The sequence below is a fragment of the Thalassospira sp. MIT121401 genome (assembly GCF_047125595.1).
Lineage (GTDB): Bacteria > Pseudomonadota > Alphaproteobacteria > Rhodospirillales > Thalassospiraceae > Thalassospira > Thalassospira povalilytica.
In genome coordinates, this window is record NZ_CP138926.1 from 4,395,843 (window position 1) to 4,415,539 (window position 19,697).

Genomic DNA, 19,697 nt, shown 5'->3' on the forward strand with positions numbered 1-19,697 from the left:
ACACCAAAATGGGTGCTATCCGACTGGAAAAAGTCAAGAAAAGCTTCGGAACGCTGGATGTTATTCCCGGTGTCGATCTTGATATCAATGATGGTGAATTCGTGGTCTTTGTCGGTCCGTCGGGCTGCGGGAAATCAACCCTGCTGCGTCTGATTGCCGGTCTCGAAGATGTCACCGATGGCAAAATCCTGATTGACGGCACCGACGTTGCCAACGAAGCCCCGGCCAAACGCGGCCTGTCGATGGTCTTTCAGTCCTATGCGCTGTATCCGCATATGACGGTCTATAACAACATTGCCTTCGGCCTGAAAATGGCGGGCGAAAGCAAGGACGTTATTGATCAGAAAGTCCAGTCCGCGGCCAAAATCCTCAACCTGACCGATTACCTTGACCGTCGCCCCGGCGCGCTTTCGGGCGGGCAACGTCAGCGTGTTGCCATCGGACGTGCGATCGTGCGCAATCCGGCGGCCTTCCTGTTTGATGAACCGCTTTCAAACCTTGATGCCGCCCTTCGCGTCAATATGCGTCTTGAAATCACCGGTCTTCATCAGGAACTCAAAACCACGATGATCTATGTGACCCATGATCAGGTCGAAGCCATGACCATGGCCGACAAGATCGTGGTTCTTCAGGCCGGCCGTGTCGAACAGGTCGGCAAGCCGATGGAACTTTATAACAGCCCGGCCAACAAATTTGTCGCCGGTTTCATCGGCTCACCGAAAATGAACTTCCTGGGCGGGGAGCTTGCAGCAAAACATAACTGCCATGAAATTGGCATCCGTCCCGAACATCTGACGGTCAGCACTGATCGCGGCGATATCGCCGCAACAGTCAAGATCGCCGAACATCTTGGGGCCGAGACATATCTCCATGTCGAAGCTGATGGCCTTGGCCCGATGACGGTCCGCGCCACCGGCGAAATGCCCCTTGGTGAACATGACAAAATCTTCCTGACACCTGAACAGGATCGCATCCACCGCTTTGACGCCCATGGTCTTGCGCTTGGACCTTCCTGATACGTGCACAATCCGGGCCGCACTGCCCCACACCAGCATTGCGGTCCCGCCTTACCAATCAAGCTAACTGTGAGTCCAAAATGTATCTTAAAAAGTTCGATCTTTCCGGGCGTCGTGCCTATGTCACCGGTGGCGGTCGTGCCATTGGTCTGTCCTGCTGCGAAGCACTGGCCGAAGCCGGTGCCCATGTTGTCATCGGCGATATCAGCGAAGCTGTCGCCGAAGAAGGCCGTGATTACCTGAAATCCAAAGGTTACACCGCCGATATCGACATCATGGATGTCACCAACACCGATCAGGTCCGCGCCAGTGCGGAAAAAATGGCCAAGCAGGGCGGCATCGATATTCTGGTCAACAATGCCGGGATTGCCCGGTCGGAAACCCCGGCCGAAACCGTCACTGACGAACATTGGCTGAATGTCATTGACGTCAATCTGAACGGCACTTTCTGGTGCTGCCGCGAATTTGGCAAACAGATGCTGGCCAAAAAGAACGGTGTGATCGTCAATGTCGGTTCCATGTCAGGCTTTATCGTCAACAAGCCCCAGGAACAGGCCTATTACAACGCATCCAAAGCAGCCGTTCATCACCTGACCAAGTCGCTGGCGGCGGAATGGGGCGGTCGTGGTGTGCGCGTCAATGCGGTCGCACCGACCTATATTGCGACCCCGCTGAATGAATTCGTCAAATCCAAGCCGGAAATGTATGACGCCTGGATCAATGGCACCCCGATGGCCCGCCTTGGCCTGACCGAGGAAATCGGATCGGTTGTGCTGTTCCTGGCCTCTGACGCGTCCAGCCTGATGACCGGATCCATTGTTCTGGCTGATGGGGGTTACACCTGCTGGTAAGGCCAGGTGCAACTAATGGCTACAATGTCCTGAAGCTATTTGTAGCCAGGTCGGAACAATGGTGAAACGGGGCGCAGATGTGGGACCTGCGCCCCGTTTACCTGTTTATCCCCTGACCTTTCATAAGGTCGGAACACTGCCCAAATAGCGTGAAAACGCATTGTCGCCCGCGATCTCGACCCCGTTTTCAAGACCAAGGAAGCTGGCCAGACGGCGCAATTCCGTCATCAATGGCCCGGCCACATCCCGCTGATTGCATCCGTCTTCCAGATGCGCACTTTGCACCAGAAGAACGCCCTTTTTGCGCTCCGACTTCAAATCGACACGCGCAACAAATTCGCCATTCAACATGAATGGCAGAACGTAATAACCGTATTGGCGCTTTTCGGCCGGCACATAAATCTCGATCCGGTAATTGAAACCGAATATGCGTTCCACCCGGTCGCGTTCCCACATCACCGGATCAAACGGCACCATTAAACAGGTCGGCTTGGCGCGCGCACGCGGATTGACATGCGGGCACAAATACCCCGCCTGTTTCCATCCTTCGACATCAGCACACAGCAACCGCCCCTCTTCGACCAGCTTGATCAGGCAATCCTTCACATCGGCTGTCGGCAGACGGAAATATTTGCGCAAATCGGCCTCGGTCGCGATGCCCATCGCCGCAATCCCCTTGCAGATCAGGTCTGATTGCGCCTCGATCCTGATCGGTGCCGGGTCATGGGCCGCATCCCCGATGATCCGGTGCGGCAAATCATAAATCCGCTCGAAACTTGACCGGCGTTTTTGCGCCATGACCTGCCCGCTCCAGAACAGATATTCCATCGCGGTCTTGGTTTCCGACCATCCCCACCATTGGGAACTGCTGGCCCCTTTTGCCTCAAGATCACTGGAACCGACCGGGCCGTTGCGTTCGATATGATCAAGAATTCCCTGGATCAGTTCGGGCTTTTCACGCTGGATACGGGCAATCCGACCCCAGGTGCCAACACCCTGTTTTGCATCCTCCATCCGCCAGCGATACAGCGGATAATCCTCGACCGGGATCATCGATGCCTCATGGCCCCAATATTCGAACAATTTGCGTTCGCGCGACTTGCCCCAGACAATGTCATCAAGCATCGCCGGGTCATACACACCCAACCGGCTAAAGACCGGCATGTAATGGGCACGGGTCAAAACATTGACACTATCAACCTGCAGCATATTGGTTTTGCGGATGGCCTTCATGATCCGGCGTTTGGTCACCGGACGGTTGTCATCCTGTTCAAACCCCTGCCCGCACAGTGCAAGATTACGGGCCTGTTTGACCGAAATGGCTACGCTGGCAGTGGGCATTGGGGCAGTGTCAACTGGCATGATACAACATTCAAATTGGCAAATAAAAACAGGATGATGCTACGGTCATGTGCATGGGTCCGAACCCTAACATATTCTCCTGACAAATATGGCAGTAGCAACCAAAACGTAAATTATCCTGCCCCCTTTCGACATCACTTGACCACCCGAACCACCGCACCCTAGCATTCAACATCCCCATACCGGGCACAACAAGATCGGACGGCATAAATGGATAGCGCACAAATCATGATCCTGACTGTCCTTGTCGGCACAGTTGCCCTGTTTTTATGGGGGCGCTGGCGCCATGACATGGTGGCCATGGCATCGCTTTTGATGTGTGTGGTGCTTGGGCTGGTCCCGACTGGCGAGGCCTTTAACGGTTTTGGCCACCCGGCGGTGATTACCGTGGCCTGTATCCTGATCCTGTCATCCGCCCTTCAGCAATCCGGCGCGGTTGATGCCCTGACCCGGACGGTATTGCCGCAATCGGCCGGGCCGTTTGTGACGCTTGCCGCACTCAGTCTTCTGGCCGCCATTCTGTCGGCCTTTATGAACAATGTCGGGGCCCTGGCACTTTTGATGCCTGTTGCCCTTCAGATTGCCAACAAACAGGGCGTGCCACCGGGCAAGATTTTGATGCCGCTTGCTTTCGGCTCGATCCTGGGCGGAATGACCACCCTGATCGGGACGCCGCCAAACCTGATTGTTTCGGGCTTCCGTGCCGGTTTGAATGGCAGCGGATTTTCAATGTTTGATTACAGCCCGGTCGGCATTGCCATCGCCTTGGCCGGTTTGGCCTTTGTCATTCTTGTCGGGCGTTTCCTTGTTCCGACGCGCGAACGTGCCGGTGCCGAAGGATTTGAAACCGGCTCCTACCTGACCGAAGCCCGCATCACCGAAGGCAGCAAAGCCGCCGGCATGTTGCTCCGTGACATCAATGACGAGCTGGAAAAATCCGACGCCCAGGTCATCGGTCTGATCCGCAATGAAAAACGCATTCCGGCCCCGAACCCGTATCGGGAACTTCATGACAATGACATCCTTCTGATCGAAGCAGAGCCCGAAGGCTTGGCAAGTGCCCTTTCCGGTCTTGAGCTCACCCTCGAAGCCGAATGGCGCAGCATTCAGGCCGAAGCCAAGGCCAAAGCTGCCGAGAAAGAGAAGGAAAAAGACAAAGAGGACGCCGGCACAGATGCCAAGGAAGCGGCGACTGAAACGGTCAAGGAAACGACCAAGGCACAAAATGCCCGAAAACCTGACGAAAAGGTAATCTCGACCGACGCAAAACCTGGCGATGAAAAATCACCGGACGGCGAACAAACGGCCGAGCTTCATAAAAAGGCCCTGCAATCGGATGACATTTCCCTGATCGAAGTCGTGATCCTGCCAAATGCCGCCTTTATCGGGCGGTCGGCGGCCGATATTCGCATCCGCAGCCATTATGGCATCAACCTGCTGGCAATTTCACGCCAGGGACAGCGCTCCATGTCGCGCTTGCGCACCATGAAAATGCAGGCCGGCGACGTTCTGCTGATGCAAGGATCGCCCGCCGCCATCAGCGAATTTGGCAATCGCATGGGCTGTGCGCCGCTGGCCGAACGCGCGCTTCATCTTGGCGACAAGTCACAAGCCTTCAAGGCCAGTGCGATCATGGCCATTGCCATCGCCCTTGCGGCCTTTGGCATCGTGCCGGCTGCCATTTCCTTTGCGCTTGGTGTGTTGGCAAGCCTGCTGTTTGGCGTTGTTGCCCCGCGCACCCTTTATGACGCGGTCGACTGGCCGGTCGTGGTCCTGCTGGCGGCCCTGATCCCGGTTGCCACCGCGATGGAAACCACCGGCAGTGCCGACCTGATTGCGCGCTTCCTGCTTGAAACCATCGCCCAGGGCAATGCCGTGATCGCTGTCGGGCTGATCCTGATCGTGACCATGACCCTGTCGGATTTCATGAACAATGCCGCCACCGCGGCCGTCATGTGTCCGATTGCCATTGGCAGTGCTGCCCAACTCGATGCCAGCTCCGACCCGTTCCTGATGGCGGTCGCCATCGGGGCTTCCTGCGCCTTCCTGACCCCGATCGGCCATCAAAACAACACCCTCATCCTCGGCCCCGGCGGCTTCCGCTTCGGCGACTACTGGAAACTCGGCCTACCGATTGAGATCATCGTGGTGGCGGTTGGTGTGCCAATGCTGCTGTGGGTTTGGCCGCTTTAAGCAAAAACAAAAAGGGCAGCCAATGGCTGCCCTTCGCATTCTCAAAACTGTCTACCAGCTTAGCTGTTAAAACCGAGGTTCGGCACATCGAGGCCGTTGGCACGGCAGGCCGAAATCAGGGTGTTGTTGAGCAGGCAGGCAATGGTCATCGGGCCGACACCGCCCGGAACCGGGGTGATGGCACCGGCGACTTTGGATGCGGTTTCAAACTCGACATCGCCAACCAGCTTCATTTTGCCCTCGGCCCCTTCAACCCGGTTGATGCCGACATCAATCACCGTGGCACCCGGGGCGATCCAGTCGCCCTTGACCATGTTCGGGCGGCCAACCGCGGCAACGACGATATCGGCGCGGCGGACTTCTTCGGGCAAATCGCGGGTGCGCGAATGCGCGATGGTCACGGTGCAGCTTTCTTTCAGCAGAAGCTGCGCCATCGGCTTGCCAACGATGTTGGAACGCCCGACCACGACCGCGCGTTTGCCAGACAGATCACCAAGGGTATCTTTGAGCAGCATCAGGCAGCCATAAGGCGTGCAGGGGGCAAAGCCCTCACCGCCGGTGGCCAGTGCGCCGGCATTGACGACATGGAAGCCATCCACATCCTTGGCCGGGTCGATGGCCGCCAGGATCGCCTGTTCGTCGATATGTTTGGGAACCGGAAGCTGACACAGGATGCCATGAACGTTTTCATCGGCATTGAGCTTGGCGATCAGGGCCAGAAGATCTTCCTGGCTGGTCTCGGCCGACAGTTTGTGTTCATAGGAATTCATGCCGCATTCAAGGGTCTGTTTGCCCTTGTTGCGGACATAGACCTGACTGGCCGGGTCTTCGCCGACCAGAATGACGGCAAGACCGGGGGTCACACCGTGGTCCGCTTTCAACTTGGAGACTTCTGCTGCGATGTCTTCGCGCAGTTTGGCTGCGAATGCCTTGCCATCGATGATTTTTGCGTCACTCATGTGTCTGTCCGCCCGTCAGTTCGGTAATTTGCGCCATCAGCTCTGTGGGGGTGCCGGAAATCACCAGCACCTTGTTGCGGTCTGTGTGTCCGCTAACGATCCCGACCGAGGATTTAGGCCATTTGGCCGCTTTTGCCAAAAGTTTTATCAGGGCCTGATTGGCTTTGCCGTTTTCCGGCACTGCTGTCACCGATGCCCTAAGCTGCAAACGCCCGCTGACATCTTCAATCAGACCGTTGATCGCATTACGCGAAGCCTTTGGCGTCAAACGCACAAACAGACGGATCCCGGTTTGATCAGAGAGTATCTCGCAAACGGGATCAGTCATTGTCTGATTGAGACATCTAGTAACCTAAAAGAGCCATCCGGACATCGGTCTGGATCAGCATATTGGCAAATTGCAGCACCAGAATCAGAATGATCGGCGAAATGTCGATGCCGCCAAGGTCCGGCATGATCCGCCGGATCGGGCGCAGGGCCGGTTCGGTCACACGATACAGGAAATCACCGACCATATAGACGAATCGGTTGCTGGTATTGATCACGTTGAATGCCACAAGCCATGACAGGATTGCAGATGCAATCAGCATGAAAATGTAGATCCCAACCACAGTATCAATCAGCCAAAAAATCGCCAGCATCGCCGCTCCTTACGATCGCCGGGCATATTCGATTTTTGCCCGGTAAGATGTTTGCACGCAGCAAAACCTAGTCGGCAATGACCGGCAACGCAAGCGCAGAGCGTTGATTTTACCCCGCCGAAGCACAAGTTTTCGTCGCTTTGTGATCCCCGTCACCCGACAGGTGGCTTCTGCGCCGCTTTCCGTGCCGCACCTGATTGTTTTGCACAGGATGATGTTCCACCGGATTGTGTTGCACCCGATTGTGTTTCATCGGATCGTGTTACCCCGGATTGTGTTGCGCCCGGTTGTGCTGCATCGAAATAAGTAGCACCGGATCAGGTTGGGATGCTGAAGCCTGAAACGCTGAAACCGCACACGCCGGAGCCTCGCATTCCAGGGCCCGGTATTGCGATGCCCCTGCCAGAAACTGTCAGGAGATGTCAGGGCACAGCCGATCTGTGCTTGCAGCAGGGCGGCCTTGGGCCAAGAATGCGCCAAACCATCAAAGGATGAAACACATGCCAGATCAGGTTCACCGGCGTTGCGGCTGGGCGGAAACCCATCACGACAAACCGTTTTATGTCGATTATCACGACACCGAATGGGGTGTTCCGGTCCATGATGACCGGCTTTTCTTTGAAATGCTGATCCTTGAGGGCGCCCAGGCCGGGTTGAGCTGGCTTACGATTCTGGCACGGCGTGATACCTATCGCGCGGCATTTGATAATTTCGATGTGCATAAGGTCGCGGCCTATGACGCGGCCAAGCAGGAAGCACTTTTGGCCGATCCGGGGATTATTAGGAATAAACTAAAAGTCGCGGCGACTATTAAAAATGCCCAAACATTCATTGCCATCCAGAAAGAGTTCGGAAGCTTTGATGCCTATATCTGGAAATTCGTCGATGGCCGCCCGGTGATCAATCACTGGAACACCATGTCCGAAGTTCCGGTATCAACCGAGCTTTCCGACCGGATTTCCAAGGATCTGAAAAAACGCGGCATGAAATTTGTCGGCACCACCATCATCTATTCATTCCTGCAGGCCACCGGCCTTGTGATGGATCACACCAAGGAATGTTACCGCTACCATCAGTTGGCAAAATAGCCATCTGTTCGGAACCGCCAAGGCCTGCTATAGGCTTGGTATGGCAACGGTAATGCATATCATCAACGAACTGGACGCTGGCGGGGCGGAACGTGTCCTGACCCGGATTGCGTGCCATAATGCCCGAAATTCTGATCCCGATGCGCCGCGCCAGATTGTCGTATCGCTGATGGACGAAGGTGTTTATGGCCCGGATTTGATAGAGGCCGGCGTTGAGCTGCATTGTCTTGGCATGACATCGGGCATACGCGATTTACCAGCGGCGTTTTTCAGGCTGTCACGCCTGATGCGACGCAAAAAGCCCGATGCCATCATGTCGTGGCTTTATCATTCCGATTTTATCGCCACCCTTGCTGCATTGCTGTCGGGGCGCGGTACCAGACGGCTGGCCTGGAATATCCGCTGCGCGGAAATGGACCTTGCGCAGTATGGGCGATCAACCCGGATCGTGCTTGGATTGCTGGCAAAATTATCGGGACGACCAGCAATCGTTGCCGCCAATTCACATGCCGGGCAGCGTCACCATATCAGTTGCGGATACCATCCCCGAAAATGGGCCTATCTGCCCAACGGGTTTGATACAGACGAATGGCATCCCGATCCGGGCGCGAAATACCGGCTGTGCAAGCAGATCGGCATCACGCCGGACAAATATCTGATCGGTATGGTCGCCCGCAAAGATCCGGCAAAAGACCACGCCACCCTGTTTGAGGCCATCAGGCTTGTCCGCGCCCAGGGTCATGACGCCCATCTGGTCTTGATCGGTCACGAAACCGATGCGCTGATCATTCCCGACGAGCTTGGCGGACATGTTTCAGCCCTTGGCCTGCGCCGTGATGTGGCTGCGCTGGTACCGGGTTTTGATATTGCAGTCCTGTCATCAAGCTTTGGCGAAGGGTTCCCGAACGTGATCGGTGAAGCCATGGCATGCGGTGTCCCGGCAATTGGCAATGATGTCGGCGATGTTGCAGATATTCTGGGCGGCACGGGCAAGACGGTGCCGCTGCACGCCCCCGACAAATTGGCCAATGCCATCGTCGAATTGCTGACAGAGGATGTGGACAGTCGCAATTATCGCAAAACAGCGGCCCGCATGCGCATCATTGATCATTACAGCCTGCGGGCGATGAATGACCGCTATCTGGCACTTTGGGATGGGCTGGCTGGCAAGCGCGATCTGCCCGATTTCGATTTTACCGGTACCGACAGCAGCAAATAGCCCGCCCGGTCAGATCCCCTTATCCCGAAACGGGGTCAGAGCGGTTTGCTTGATCCGCGGAGTAGTAATGTGGTTTCAAGGGTGATGGTTTTGCCCGGGGTTTCCGACAGGGCCATTTCGGCGGCAAGGCGGCCTTTTTCAACGGAATCCTGATACATGGTGGTCAGGGGCGGGTCGGTGCGTTCGCCAGCGGCAATACCGTCAATTCCGATCACCTTGAGATCGTCCGGCACCTTGCGCCCCGACATGCGTGCGGCATCAATCGCGCCGATGGCAATCACATCAGACATGCCCAGAATGCCATCGATTTCAGGATGGGCTGCCAACAATTCAACAGTCATTTTCGCACTGTGATCGGACTGATTGTCGCATTCGACATGCAGCACATCGGACGGCGCAATGCCCGCACCGGCCAGTGCGGCGTGATAGCCGGCAAGACGTTCGCGCACCACCCGGTGACTGGCAGCACCGACACGGTTGGCATTCATGGGGCCGAAATGATCATGGTCGGTTGCCTGAAGCGACAGAATGGCAAAGCGTTTTGCCCCGCAATCAAGCAAATGCTGCGCAGCATTTTTCCCGGCAGCAAAATCATCCAGTGCGACAGTGCCAGCGGCACCGGCAATATCGGTATCAATGCTGATCAGCGGCTGGTTGCGGCGCTGAATGGCGGCGATGATATCGTTATTGTCGGAATAGCAATGGACCAGAAAAGCATCAACCGCCGCATTATTGACCGCGGCAATTGCCTGTTTCTGGTTCTGGGCCGAAATGATCATGACATTGACGCCCTGCTGGGCACATTCGCGCCCGATCCCGCGCAGCAATTCAATCGCCACCGGATCGGTAAAGGCATATTCGAGATTATCGGGAAATACCACGCCAAGTGCCCCGGCCTTGCCGGTACGCAACATGCGCGCCATGACATGCGGCCCGCGATAGCCAAGTTCCTTGGCCGCGGCGAAAATCCGTTCGCGGACTTCGGGGCGGACCAGATCGGGTTTGCCAAACGCGTTGGACGCCGTTCCTTGCGAAACCCCGGCCGCCTTTGCGACATCCAGAAGTTTTACGCGTTTCGCCATGCGCCTGTTTCCCCGAACCCGTGTGTTTCACACTGATATTGATCTGATTTGCCTACACTATAGCCAAAAGCAGCGCATTACTTCCAGAACACATTATCCGGGTCTTGGACTATCTGGTTTCAGGTTGGGTATTGCGAAATGTCAGATTGATGCGCCCATTGACCTGACGGGCTGTTTTGGGAATTTGATGCAGCCAGCAATGCTGGGTTTCGCCCGCCATGATCAGGGCCGAGTTATGGGGCAAATCGATGCTGATCCGGTCCCCGGTCTTTTTGTGGCGAAAATGAAAGCGGCGTTCTTCGCCAAAGGACAAGCTGGCGATTACCGGATTTTCGCCCAGAACATCTTCATCATCGGCATGCCATGACACACTGTCACGCCCGTCACGATAATAGTTCAAAAGCACCGTATTGAATGGCGCACCAGACAGGTCTTCGGCCAGTTTGCGCAGCGGCGCGACAACCGAAGGAAACGGTGCGGCCGGATGATAGACCCCGCTATAGCGATAGGCGACCTCGCCAAACCATGCCGTCAGACGCGGCACCGGGATTTCCTTGCCATGGATTTTGGCGATTTCCTGTTGCCAGACAATCCCGGTTTTGAGGCGGGCAAAGGCGCGGTCGGCATCATCGGGGGTCATGATTTCACGCAGCAGCAATACTTCGCCGTCAAAGGGCAGAAGATTACGTGGTGGTTCATTGGCAAACAGATCGCCGGTCATGATTATCCCCGGAAGTCACACTGCCAAAGACCTATGCCGAACGATTGAGAAACTCAAGCCACAGTTCGCTGATATATCTGTTTTCACAGGAAGTTGAGGCGCACAATCCCGCAATCCGCGCCGGTTTCCGTGCCCTTGCAGATATTGCCGGTGTCAGCCGTTGATCAGGGTCACGCCATGTTGCGCAGCATAACGTTCGACATCCTCAACACTTAAACCCGCCGCACTGTAAAGATTGATGGTTTCAAGTTCGAGATCGGTTTCGGCATCGGCCAGCGATTGCAGCGCAGATGTCAGGCTGCGCTGGGAATCAAGGACATCCAGAAAATCAGACAGCCCCTGAACATAGCGGACCCGCGATTGTTCAAAGGCATCGCGGTGATGCTGAACAGATGCAATCAGGGAATCACGTTGCTGCATGGCACCGACATAGCCATAGATCGCACTTTCGACATCATCAATCGCATTCAAAAGCGTCTGTCGATAGGTCAGAAACGCCTGCTCGGCTTCTTCTTCGGCTACCGTGATATTGGCACGGCGTTCGCCGCCATCATAAAGGGTCGCGTCAAGAAGTGCGCCAACCGCCGCCATGGCCGTTCGGACAATCGGCCCGGTGCCATACCCCGTTACCCCGAGTGCGAGCGAGCCACTTAGCGTCAATTCCGGATAAAGGGTGGCGGTTTCAACACCGATCTGCGAGGTCGCACCGATCAAAGCCAGTTCGGCAGCACGAACATCGGGTCGGCGGCGCAACAGATCGGCCGGAATGCCGATTGGCGGGCTGCTTTGAAATTCGGGCAATGGCGATGCATCAAGAAGCAAATCACGATGGGTGCCTGGCTGGGCGCCAACCAGAATTGAAATGGCATTGATCGACCGGTCAATGCTGATCTGCAAGGTCGGTACGGTTGCTTCGAGGTCGGAAACTTCGGCACGCGCACGCGACAGATCAAGCTCGGAGCCAAGACCGGTTTGCAAACGGACCTGAACAATGTTGCTGGTCTGGCGTTGCAGATCGAGCGAATCCTGCAAAAGCGCAAGACGTTTCTGGGCACCGCGCAATTCGATATAGTTGGTGATGATATCGGCGATCATGGTGCGATAGACATCTTCGCGCAGATAAACCTGACGGAGATAGTCGGCCTCGGCGACCTGTTCTTCGCGGGCCTGACCACCCCAGATATCCGCCGTCCAGGAAAAATCAATCCCCGCGCCATAGCCCAGTTCATCGACATGATCGCCACTGGCCCGGCTTGATGTTGACCGTTCGGCCGAACCGTCAAGGGACGCGCCAACAGTCGGACCATTGGCCGCGCCGACCCCGCGTGCAGCGGCCGCGGCAGCACGGATACGGCTAATCGCGATTTTAAGGTCGATATTGTTGGCCACACCTTCGTCAATCAGGCTTTGCAGCACCGGATCGGTGGTGCTTTCCCACCAGCGGCCATGATCGGCCTGCGAGGCGGCAATCACCGGAACTTCCGGCGTATAGGCCCCGACCAGATCAAAGTTCGGTGCGGTATAATCCGGCCCGACGGACTGACACCCGGCAAGTGCGGTCAGAAGTGCGATGCCCGAAACAGCAAACAGACGATTTTTGGTCATGTTATTTTGCACTTCCTTCAATGCCACCGCGTCCATCCGGACCATGCGGGAGTTCGTCGGGAATTTCACCCGTATCAGGAATGGATTCCGCAGCCCGCAACTGTGTTTGCAGTTTAAGACCACCATCGGCACGTGCGGAAACAAGCGGTGCCAGCAACAGATACAGAACCGGTGTCAGGAACAAGGTAAAGACGGTGGCAAAGCCAAGCCCGCCAAACACCACCCAACCGATTGCCGCACGGGCTTCTGCCCCGGCACCGGACCCCAGAACCAGCGGCAGCCCGCCCAGAACCGTTGAAATCATCGTCATCATGATCGGGCGCAGACGCACCATTGCCGCGTCATGGACGGCCTCGCGAACGGAGCGTCCGGAATCACGCAGCTGATCTGCAAATTCAACCACCAGAATGCCGTTCTTGGCCATCAGCCCGACCAGCATCACGAGCCCGATCTGGCTATAGATATTGATCGAAGTGCCACTGAGACTGAGCGCAAAGATCGCCGCAGCCAGCCCGAATGGCACGGTCAAAACAACCACAAGTGCGGACATGAAACTTTCGAACTGGGCAGCCAGAACCAGAAGCACCACCAGAACCGCAATCAGGAAGGTGATCTGGACGTCACTTGAAGTTTCACCAAGGGCCGCGGCATCCCCGAGGAACAGAACACCAATCCCGGGCGGCAGCACCTTGTCAGCAGCCGCATTGACGTCATTGACCGCCTGATCAAGGGTGTAGCCCGGTGCTAGGTTGGCCGACACACCAACCGCGCGTTGCTGACCTTCGCGTTCAAGTTCGGATGCGACGGCTTCCTCGCTAAGCGTGATGACAGACGATAGCGGCAGGATGCGACCATTGGTGCCAGTGACAAACAGATTTTCCAGATCAGACGGATCATTGATGCTGCCCACAGCACTGCGCAATTTGACCGGGATGCTTTGGTCATCAACATTGATGTCGGTGACTTCGTATCCTTCGATCATCGCGCGCAAGGTCGTATCAAGTTCATCGATTTCGATGCCCAGATCAAAGGCGCGTTTGCGATCAATATTGACCAGAAGCTGTGGCTGGGTGGTCTGATAGGATACCCGGATACCGGTCAGATTGGGATTGTTTGCTTCGATCTCGGCCTGAAGGGCACGGGCATTGGCAGCAAGATTGCGATAGTTCGTCCCGGTCAGGGCAAACTGCAATCCTTCGCCGGTGCCCCCGCGCAGGCCAAGACTGTTGGGTTGCCACACGAATGCCTGCACACCGGGCAGAGCATTAAGCTTGCCGCGGATGCTGTTGGTGATGTCCTGCTGGCTTCTGGCGCGTTCATCCCATGGCACCAGCGGCGCAATCACCAGCGCACGGTTGGGGTCCCAAAGACCGACAATCGTGTAGATATTCTGGGCTTCGCCCGCATCGACGATCGGGCGAAGAATGTTTTCGACCGCTTCGACCTGACGATCCATGTAATCAATGCCGACACCATCAGGCCCGCGCAGCGATACCAGGATACGGCCGCGATCCTCGTTGGGCAGCAATTCCTTGGTCACGACGTTATAGGCACCAAAGGCCATCCCGCCGGCAATGATACAAATGATCAGGGTGATCACCGGATTGCGCAGCACCCATTCAAGGATCACGCGATAAATCCCGGCAAAGAATATCCCGACCCGTTCAAGCAGGTTGGGTTCGGCCTTTGTATCACCGTCATGCGGATCGATATGTTTCAGGCGCGATGCCAGCATCGGACACAAGGTCAGCGCGACAAAGGAAGATACCGCCACCGAAAAGGCCAGAACGAAACCGAATTCCCGGAACAGACGGCCTGCCGTACTGGGCAGGAAGGAAATCGGCACGAAAACCGAAATCAGGGTCAGCGTGGTGGCAATGACCGCAAAGAAGACCTGACGGGTGCCAAGCACCGCAGCGGCCATGGACCCAAGTCCCTGATGACGGCGGCGCTGAATGTTTTCAAGCACAACAATCGCGTCATCGACAATCATCCCGGTTGCCAGAACAAGAGCCAGCAAGGTCAGGATGTTGATCGAAAAGCCCATCGCCCAGATCGCGGCGACCGTACCAACCAGCGCGATCGGAATGGTTACCGTCGGGATCAGTGTTGCAGAAAAAGAGCGCAGGAACAGATACAGCACGCCGATCACGATAATGATGGCAAGCGCCAGACTGGTGATCACTTCCCAAAGGGCCCCTTCGATGAAGACCGCATCGTCGGAGTTCACGAAGATTTCGATATCGTCATACTGATTGTTGAGCCGTTCGACCGCATCGCGAATGCCATTGGAAATCGCGATGGTGTTTGATTGTGCCTGGCGCACCACACCAAGGCCGATCACCGCACGCCCGTCGAGACGCACATAGGAAGACGCATCATCAGGGCCGTAATAGATATCGGCAACATCGCCAAGCAGGATGCTGTCACGGACCAGCATCTGATTAAGTTTGTCGACTTCCCAGACCGACGCATCGGCACGGACAAAAAGCTTCTGATCGGTGGATTCAAAACTGCCGGCCGGAATATCGAACTGGGCCGTGCGCAACACATCGGCGATGTCTTTGACCGACAGGCCGTAACTTGCAATGCGCAGCGGATCGACACGCACATGCAGGACCTTTTCGCGGTCGCCATTGACCGTGATTTCGGCAACACCGGGCACCGCCAGCAATGCCGGGGAAATCTGGTCATCAACGATATTGGCAAGTTCTTCTTCGGTCAGGCGGTTACTGACCACGGCCATGCGCATGATGGCACTGGCATCGGCGTCGGCCTTGACCACGCGGACTTCCTCGACCTCGTCGGGCAGGCTTCTGGTGGCGCGGCTGACGGCTTCGCGGATGTCACTTGCGGCATCATTGATTTCAACATCGGGAAAGAATTCGATGCGAACCCGTGAACTGCCCTCTTCGCTTTGGGAATTGATGTCCTTGACGCCGCTAACGCGTGAGGCAGCACTTTCAAGAACCGATGTGACTTCGGCATCGACGGTTTCCGGCGATGCGCCGCTATAGGTTGCGGTAATGGTTACGGTCGGCCGGTCAACGTTGGGCAGTTCGCGGATTTCCACACCCAGCATCGCCGCCAGACCGGCAAGGATGATCAGCAGGGAAACAACACAGACCAGCACCGGACGGCGGATACTGAGCGAGGCAAGATCATTCTGATCCTGATTGCCGGAATGATCGGTCATGATCAGGATCCCTCACCGTCACCCTCGCGGGTGGCAACACCGTTACGGGTGTCATTGCGAACATCATTGCGGATACTGGCCGAAACGGTCCGGCCCGGACGCAGGCGCAACACGCCTTCGACTACGATCAGATCGCCATCGGCAATCGGTCCATCAAGCAGGATGCGGCCATTGGTACGTTTGACGACCCGGACCGGAATGCGGGCGACCTTGTCATCATCAATGCGCCAGACATAAGTCCCGCCATCGCCCCACAACACAGAGATTTCAGGAACAGACGGATATCGTTTGCCTTCGATATCGACATAAACCGCAAAGGACATCCCGGCAAGCAGGCGGCCATTGGGATTGGGCACACGGGCCCGAACGGCGAATGTGCGGCTTTCGGGGTCGATACGGCTGCCGATGGAATCAACAACACCGGTAAAGAGCTCGCCGGGCAGGCTCCAGGTTTCGACACGGACAGACTGACCGGGCTTAACATTGTCGAACCGGGTTTCGGCGACTTCGAAATCGACCAGAATGCTTTCAATATTATCAAGGGTTACAAGAACGGTTGAGCTGTCGACACGGTCACCGGCCTCGATTTGCGGGATGCCGACAATGCCGTCAAACGGGGCCAGAATAGTGCGGTCGGCAAGATCGACTTCGGCCTGATCAAGCTGAATGCGGGCTTCGGCAAGGGCCGTCCGCGCAGAATCGACTTCGCTTGCGGCAACAGCACCCAGCGGGCGGGCCTGTTCATAGCGGGCAAGGAGCTGTTCGGCGTCCTTGACCTGAACCGCGGCAAGGTTGCGGGCAAGCCGTTCGCGTTCGGAATTGAGGATAACAAGAACCTGGCCCTTGGTGACCTTGTCACCGGCGCGGACCAAAACGTCTGATACTTCGCCAGAAACAGCCGGATAGATCGAAACCCCGAGTGCGGATTTCCCGGTCCCGACCGATTCAACAACGGTCTTTTCATCCATCAAAGTGGCATATTCGGCAATGACCGGAAGACTGCGTTCACCGCCGGCATCACCGCCGCGTTGCTGCGCCTGCTGGGACGGCGCGCCGGGCGACACAAGTGCCGTGATTTCGTCTTTGGCAAAAATATAGGCAGACGCCGTAACTGCAACCAGTGCGACACCTGCGATCAGAAGCGTTGATTTACGCGCCATCGCATTGATACTTCCAAGTCGGGCAGATCACATGATCTTCCCCAAGAGAGCCCTGTTCCCGTCCGGGAAAGTTTCCGTATTTCAATTCATTACCCGTGATGGGTGCTTGTTCTTTTTATGAAACACTTGTACCGGGAAAGATATTGCAACCGGTTGGGCAGAACCACAGAAAAAGTGTATCAGAAACGTCGCAGTTTGTATCTTTCTGCACGATTTGGTCGCTGTTTTGATCCATGGTGACATCAAAATACAATTGGCCCGCACAGTCAAAGTGACGTGCGGGCCAATCGTTTGAAAACAAAGGCGTGATCAGGCAGCACCCAGCATCCCGGATTTGGGAAATGCCACCAGATTGTCCTGTTGCCAGATGTCAGAACCGTCATCAAGGGCCGGATCATCGTTGCCCGATGCATCATCGTCGCTTGCGGCCGAGGCCACAGCACGATCAAGCGATGCGGTCAGTTCGGTCACATTGCGTTCGACCTCGTCCGCACGACGGTTAAGATCAAGGCTGAGCTTGCGGGTGACTTCGATGTCGTTGGAGACTTCGACAATGGCAGCACCGACATTGCGCACCGCATCCCCGGCCAGTGCGATGGCGCCGGTAATTTCCTCGGTCTCGCGGCGCTGATGTTCGACGTCGCCTGCGACTTCATCGGAAATCGACATCATCGAGCGCACGGTCACGCCGACATCTTCCATCGATGCAACACACCGGTCGGTCACAGCCCCCATGGCATTGACATGTTCGGTGATTTGCTCGGTGGCGCGTTCGGTCTGACCGGCAAGGTTTTTGACCTCGGCCGCAACCACGGCAAAGCCTTTGCCTGCTTCGCCGGCACGCGCAGCCTCGATCGTGGCATTCAGGGCCAGAAGGTTGGTCTGGCCGGCGATGCCCCGGATCAGATCGACAATCTGTTCGATGCTGAGTGCGACTTCGCGCAGGTCATCGACCGCCTTGGCCGATTGTTCGGTGGAGCCAACCGCGTTCTGGGCAATTTCGCGCTGACGTTCGACGCGGTTTGCGATGGACCCGATGGCTTCGGTCAGGCGGATGGCCGCATCGCCAATTGCGTTGGAATGCGACTGGCTGTCCTGTGCGGCATCGGTGGCATTCTGGGTCTGGGTGGTGACACGTTCGGCGGCCGCGGCGACCTCGGTCACCGCTTCGCGCATGCGGGTGACCTGATGGTTGACCGATTTGACCAGACCGGTGGTTTCGCCTTCGATGGTTTCGGCCATGGCACCAAGGGATGCGCGGCGTTTTTCTTCCTCGATCCGTTGCAGGGTGATGCGTTCTTCGGCCATCTGTTCGATCTTGAGCGCATTTTCGCGGAAGATCGCAACAGTACGCGACATGGCACCGAATTCATCACGACGGTCGATATCGACCAGATCAATGTCGGTGTCATTTTCACTCAGGCGTGTCATGTCGCCATTCACACGTTTGAGCGGGCGCAGGATGCTCATGGCGATGCCAAGCGCCAGCGCCAGGGCCAGCGCAACGCCGATTGCCGCAACGATGATGTTGGTCAGTGCAGATTTTTCCGACTGCGCGTGGGCCGCATCAACCAGAATGGTCTGATGTTCCATGGCTTCGGCACGGATATTCTGGGTGATGGTCTGAACTTCGCGGACGGCGGATTTGAAATCATCCATCGACTGGCGGAACCCGCCGATTGAGCCTTCAAGCTGGTTTGCGCCCTGCTTGAGAAGGTCATTGTCACGCACGGCATAGGAGAAAAGCTTTTTGTCATTGCGGGACAATTTGCCGACCGCGTTTTTGATTTCATCCTGAAGATCGGTCAGTGCCGATGTGTTCGCACGCGCCTGATCAAGGGATTCCGGCGTGCGCAGGATGGAATATTGCAGGCTGTTGACGATGGCGGCCAGATTGGCCTCGCCCAGCTTGTCTCCGAACTTGTCGGCGATTTCGGGATCGCGCTTGGCGATGAATTCTTCGAGTTTGGCGGCCGATTTGCCAAGCTGATTGGCACCCAGCAACATGGTGTCGGATGCGGCGGTCAAATTTTCGGCCCGCAGAACCAATGGCTCAAGGGTCGCGATGTAATCGGCACTCAGACTTTCGAGTGTGTCGGCACGGGCAACATCACCCGATGCCCGCAGGGCTTCGACCAGGGTCGCGCCGCTTTGTTCGGCATTCTGGCGGATGGTCGCGATGCCTTCGCGATCAAGCGGATCGACGGTTTGGGCAAACAGAAGAACCTGGTTTGACAGGCGTTCAAGTTTCAGGGCGTAGTCGTTGGCAAGACCAACAAGGCTTGTGCTTTTGGCGATTCGGTCGGCATGGGCCCCGAAGCCAAGCAGATATGTCGAAGACAGTGCACTGAGGCCGACAAGCAGGACAACCAGAACAAAGAAGCCTGCAAAGATGCGTGATCCAATGCGAATTCGATCAAGAAACATGTAAGATCCAAACAGAAAATGGGACGTTTGGCGCGATCCTTACAACGGTGCATCGCTTCGTTTTGTAACACTTAGATGAAATCCGCATTTGTCGCGCCATTCCTGACCGTTCCGATCACTTCGCAGGTGCAAAACAACAGGAATCGCGCATCAAAATGTTCATATGAACATCGCCCT

General features: G+C 56.3%; 15 protein-coding genes. 5 read left to right on the plus strand and 10 right to left on the minus strand.

Annotation, left to right across the window (positions count from 1 at the left end):
• Positions 1–8: 8 nt before the first annotated feature.
• Together SIB88_RS20150 and SIB88_RS20155 are read left to right on the plus strand one after the other, a co-directional pair.
• Positions 9–1,016, plus strand: coding sequence for an ABC transporter ATP-binding protein (locus SIB88_RS20150; protein WP_068519863.1), 1,008 nt, complete (start codon positions 9–11; stop codon positions 1,014–1,016).
• Between the two features lie 80 nt (positions 1,017–1,096).
• Positions 1,097–1,867 (plus strand): SDR family NAD(P)-dependent oxidoreductase, encoded by a 771-nt coding sequence (locus SIB88_RS20155; RefSeq protein WP_068519864.1) that lies wholly within the window; start codon positions 1,097–1,099, stop codon positions 1,865–1,867.
• A 120-nt stretch (positions 1,868–1,987) separates the two neighbouring features.
• Here the strand turns inward: SIB88_RS20155 and SIB88_RS20160 are convergent, their stop codons facing one another.
• Entirely contained in the window at positions 1,988–3,208 is a 1,221-nt protein-coding gene (locus SIB88_RS20160; RefSeq protein ID WP_412558919.1) for a winged helix-turn-helix domain-containing protein, read from the minus strand.
• 231 nt (positions 3,209–3,439) lie between these two features.
• Here SIB88_RS20160 and SIB88_RS20165 point away from each other — a divergent pair, with 231 nt between their 5' ends.
• On the plus strand, positions 3,440–5,422 hold the full coding sequence (locus SIB88_RS20165; protein WP_412558920.1) for an SLC13 family permease: 1,983 nt from the start codon (positions 3,440–3,442) through the stop codon (positions 5,420–5,422).
• A 59-nt stretch (positions 5,423–5,481) separates the two neighbouring features.
• Here SIB88_RS20165 and folD read toward each other — a convergent pair whose 3' ends face one another.
• Genes folD through SIB88_RS20180 form a run of 3 tightly spaced genes read right to left on the minus strand, consistent with a single transcriptional unit; the run spans position 5,482 to position 7,022 of the window.
• Positions 5,482–6,381: a bifunctional methylenetetrahydrofolate dehydrogenase/methenyltetrahydrofolate cyclohydrolase FolD gene (gene folD, locus SIB88_RS20170; RefSeq protein WP_412558921.1), complete on the minus strand. Its 900-nt coding sequence runs from the start codon at positions 6,379–6,381 to the stop codon at positions 5,482–5,484.
• The gene (locus SIB88_RS20175; RefSeq protein ID WP_412558922.1) at positions 6,374–6,709 is read right to left on the minus strand and encodes a DUF167 domain-containing protein; all 336 of its coding nucleotides are present in this window, start codon (positions 6,707–6,709) and stop codon (positions 6,374–6,376) included. Before SIB88_RS20175 ends, folD begins: the two co-directional genes overlap by 8 nt.
• Before the next feature lie 16 nt (positions 6,710–6,725).
• On the minus strand, positions 6,726–7,022 hold the full coding sequence (locus SIB88_RS20180) for a YggT family protein (protein ID WP_068519870.1): 297 nt from the start codon (positions 7,020–7,022) through the stop codon (positions 6,726–6,728).
• A 500-nt stretch (positions 7,023–7,522) separates the two neighbouring features.
• Here SIB88_RS20180 and SIB88_RS20185 point away from each other — a divergent pair, with 500 nt between their 5' ends.
• Positions 7,523–8,110, plus strand: coding sequence for a DNA-3-methyladenine glycosylase I (locus tag SIB88_RS20185; protein ID WP_412558923.1), 588 nt, complete (start codon positions 7,523–7,525; stop codon positions 8,108–8,110).
• Positions 8,111–8,162: 52 nt separating this feature from the next.
• Positions 8,163–9,329 (plus strand): glycosyltransferase, encoded by a 1,167-nt coding sequence (locus tag SIB88_RS20190; protein WP_412558924.1) that lies wholly within the window; start codon positions 8,163–8,165, stop codon positions 9,327–9,329.
• Between the two features lie 35 nt (positions 9,330–9,364).
• Here SIB88_RS20190 and SIB88_RS20195 read toward each other — a convergent pair whose 3' ends face one another.
• The 6 genes from SIB88_RS20195 to SIB88_RS20220 all read right to left on the minus strand — a co-directional run bounded on the left by SIB88_RS20195 (position 9,365) and on the right by SIB88_RS20220 (position 19,520).
• Positions 9,365–10,411: a LacI family DNA-binding transcriptional regulator gene (locus tag SIB88_RS20195; RefSeq protein ID WP_412558925.1), complete on the minus strand. Its 1,047-nt coding sequence runs from the start codon at positions 10,409–10,411 to the stop codon at positions 9,365–9,367.
• A gap of 109 nt (positions 10,412–10,520) precedes the next feature.
• Entirely contained in the window at positions 10,521–11,132 is a 612-nt protein-coding gene (locus SIB88_RS20200) for an alpha-ketoglutarate-dependent dioxygenase AlkB family protein (protein WP_068519874.1), read from the minus strand.
• Positions 11,133–11,285: 153 nt separating this feature from the next.
• Complete coding sequence (locus SIB88_RS20205; RefSeq protein WP_412558926.1) at positions 11,286–12,737, minus strand: efflux transporter outer membrane subunit; 1,452 nt, start codon at positions 12,735–12,737, stop codon at positions 11,286–11,288.
• A gap of 1 nt (position 12,738) precedes the next feature.
• Entirely contained in the window at positions 12,739–15,933 is a 3,195-nt protein-coding gene (locus SIB88_RS20210) for an efflux RND transporter permease subunit (RefSeq protein WP_412558927.1), read from the minus strand.
• 2 nt (positions 15,934–15,935) lie between these two features.
• The gene (locus SIB88_RS20215) at positions 15,936–17,093 is read right to left on the minus strand and encodes an efflux RND transporter periplasmic adaptor subunit (protein WP_412558928.1); all 1,158 of its coding nucleotides are present in this window, start codon (positions 17,091–17,093) and stop codon (positions 15,936–15,938) included.
• 309 nt (positions 17,094–17,402) lie between these two features.
• The gene (locus tag SIB88_RS20220) at positions 17,403–19,520 is read right to left on the minus strand and encodes a methyl-accepting chemotaxis protein (protein ID WP_287465298.1); all 2,118 of its coding nucleotides are present in this window, start codon (positions 19,518–19,520) and stop codon (positions 17,403–17,405) included.
• Positions 19,521–19,697: the final 177 nt, after the last annotated feature.

Coding starts and splice junctions, on each gene's coding strand:
- SIB88_RS20150 (WP_068519863.1), top strand. CDS start 9: ATGGGTGCTATCCGACTGGAAAAAGTCAAGAAAAGCTTCGGAACGCTG.
- SIB88_RS20155 (WP_068519864.1), top strand. CDS start 1,097: ATGTATCTTAAAAAGTTCGATCTTTCCGGGCGTCGTGCCTATGTCACC.
- SIB88_RS20160 (WP_412558919.1), bottom strand. CDS start 3,208: ATGCCCACTGCCAGCGTAGCCATTTCGGTCAAACAGGCCCGTAATCTT.
- SIB88_RS20165 (WP_412558920.1), top strand. CDS start 3,440: ATGGATAGCGCACAAATCATGATCCTGACTGTCCTTGTCGGCACAGTT.
- folD (WP_412558921.1), bottom strand. CDS start 6,381: ATGAGTGACGCAAAAATCATCGATGGCAAGGCATTCGCAGCCAAACTG.
- SIB88_RS20175 (WP_412558922.1), bottom strand. CDS start 6,709: ATGACTGATCCCGTTTGCGAGATACTCTCTGATCAAACCGGGATCCGT.
- SIB88_RS20180 (WP_068519870.1), bottom strand. CDS start 7,022: ATGCTGGCGATTTTTTGGCTGATTGATACTGTGGTTGGGATCTACATT.
- SIB88_RS20185 (WP_412558923.1), top strand. CDS start 7,523: ATGCCAGATCAGGTTCACCGGCGTTGCGGCTGGGCGGAAACCCATCAC.
- SIB88_RS20190 (WP_412558924.1), top strand. CDS start 8,163: ATGCATATCATCAACGAACTGGACGCTGGCGGGGCGGAACGTGTCCTG.
- SIB88_RS20195 (WP_412558925.1), bottom strand. CDS start 10,411: ATGGCGAAACGCGTAAAACTTCTGGATGTCGCAAAGGCGGCCGGGGTT.
- SIB88_RS20200 (WP_068519874.1), bottom strand. CDS start 11,132: ATGACCGGCGATCTGTTTGCCAATGAACCACCACGTAATCTTCTGCCC.
- SIB88_RS20205 (WP_412558926.1), bottom strand. CDS start 12,737: ATGACCAAAAATCGTCTGTTTGCTGTTTCGGGCATCGCACTTCTGACC.
- SIB88_RS20210 (WP_412558927.1), bottom strand. CDS start 15,933: ATGACCGATCATTCCGGCAATCAGGATCAGAATGATCTTGCCTCGCTC.
- SIB88_RS20215 (WP_412558928.1), bottom strand. CDS start 17,093: ATGGCGCGTAAATCAACGCTTCTGATCGCAGGTGTCGCACTGGTTGCA.
- SIB88_RS20220 (WP_287465298.1), bottom strand. CDS start 19,520: ATGTTTCTTGATCGAATTCGCATTGGATCACGCATCTTTGCAGGCTTC.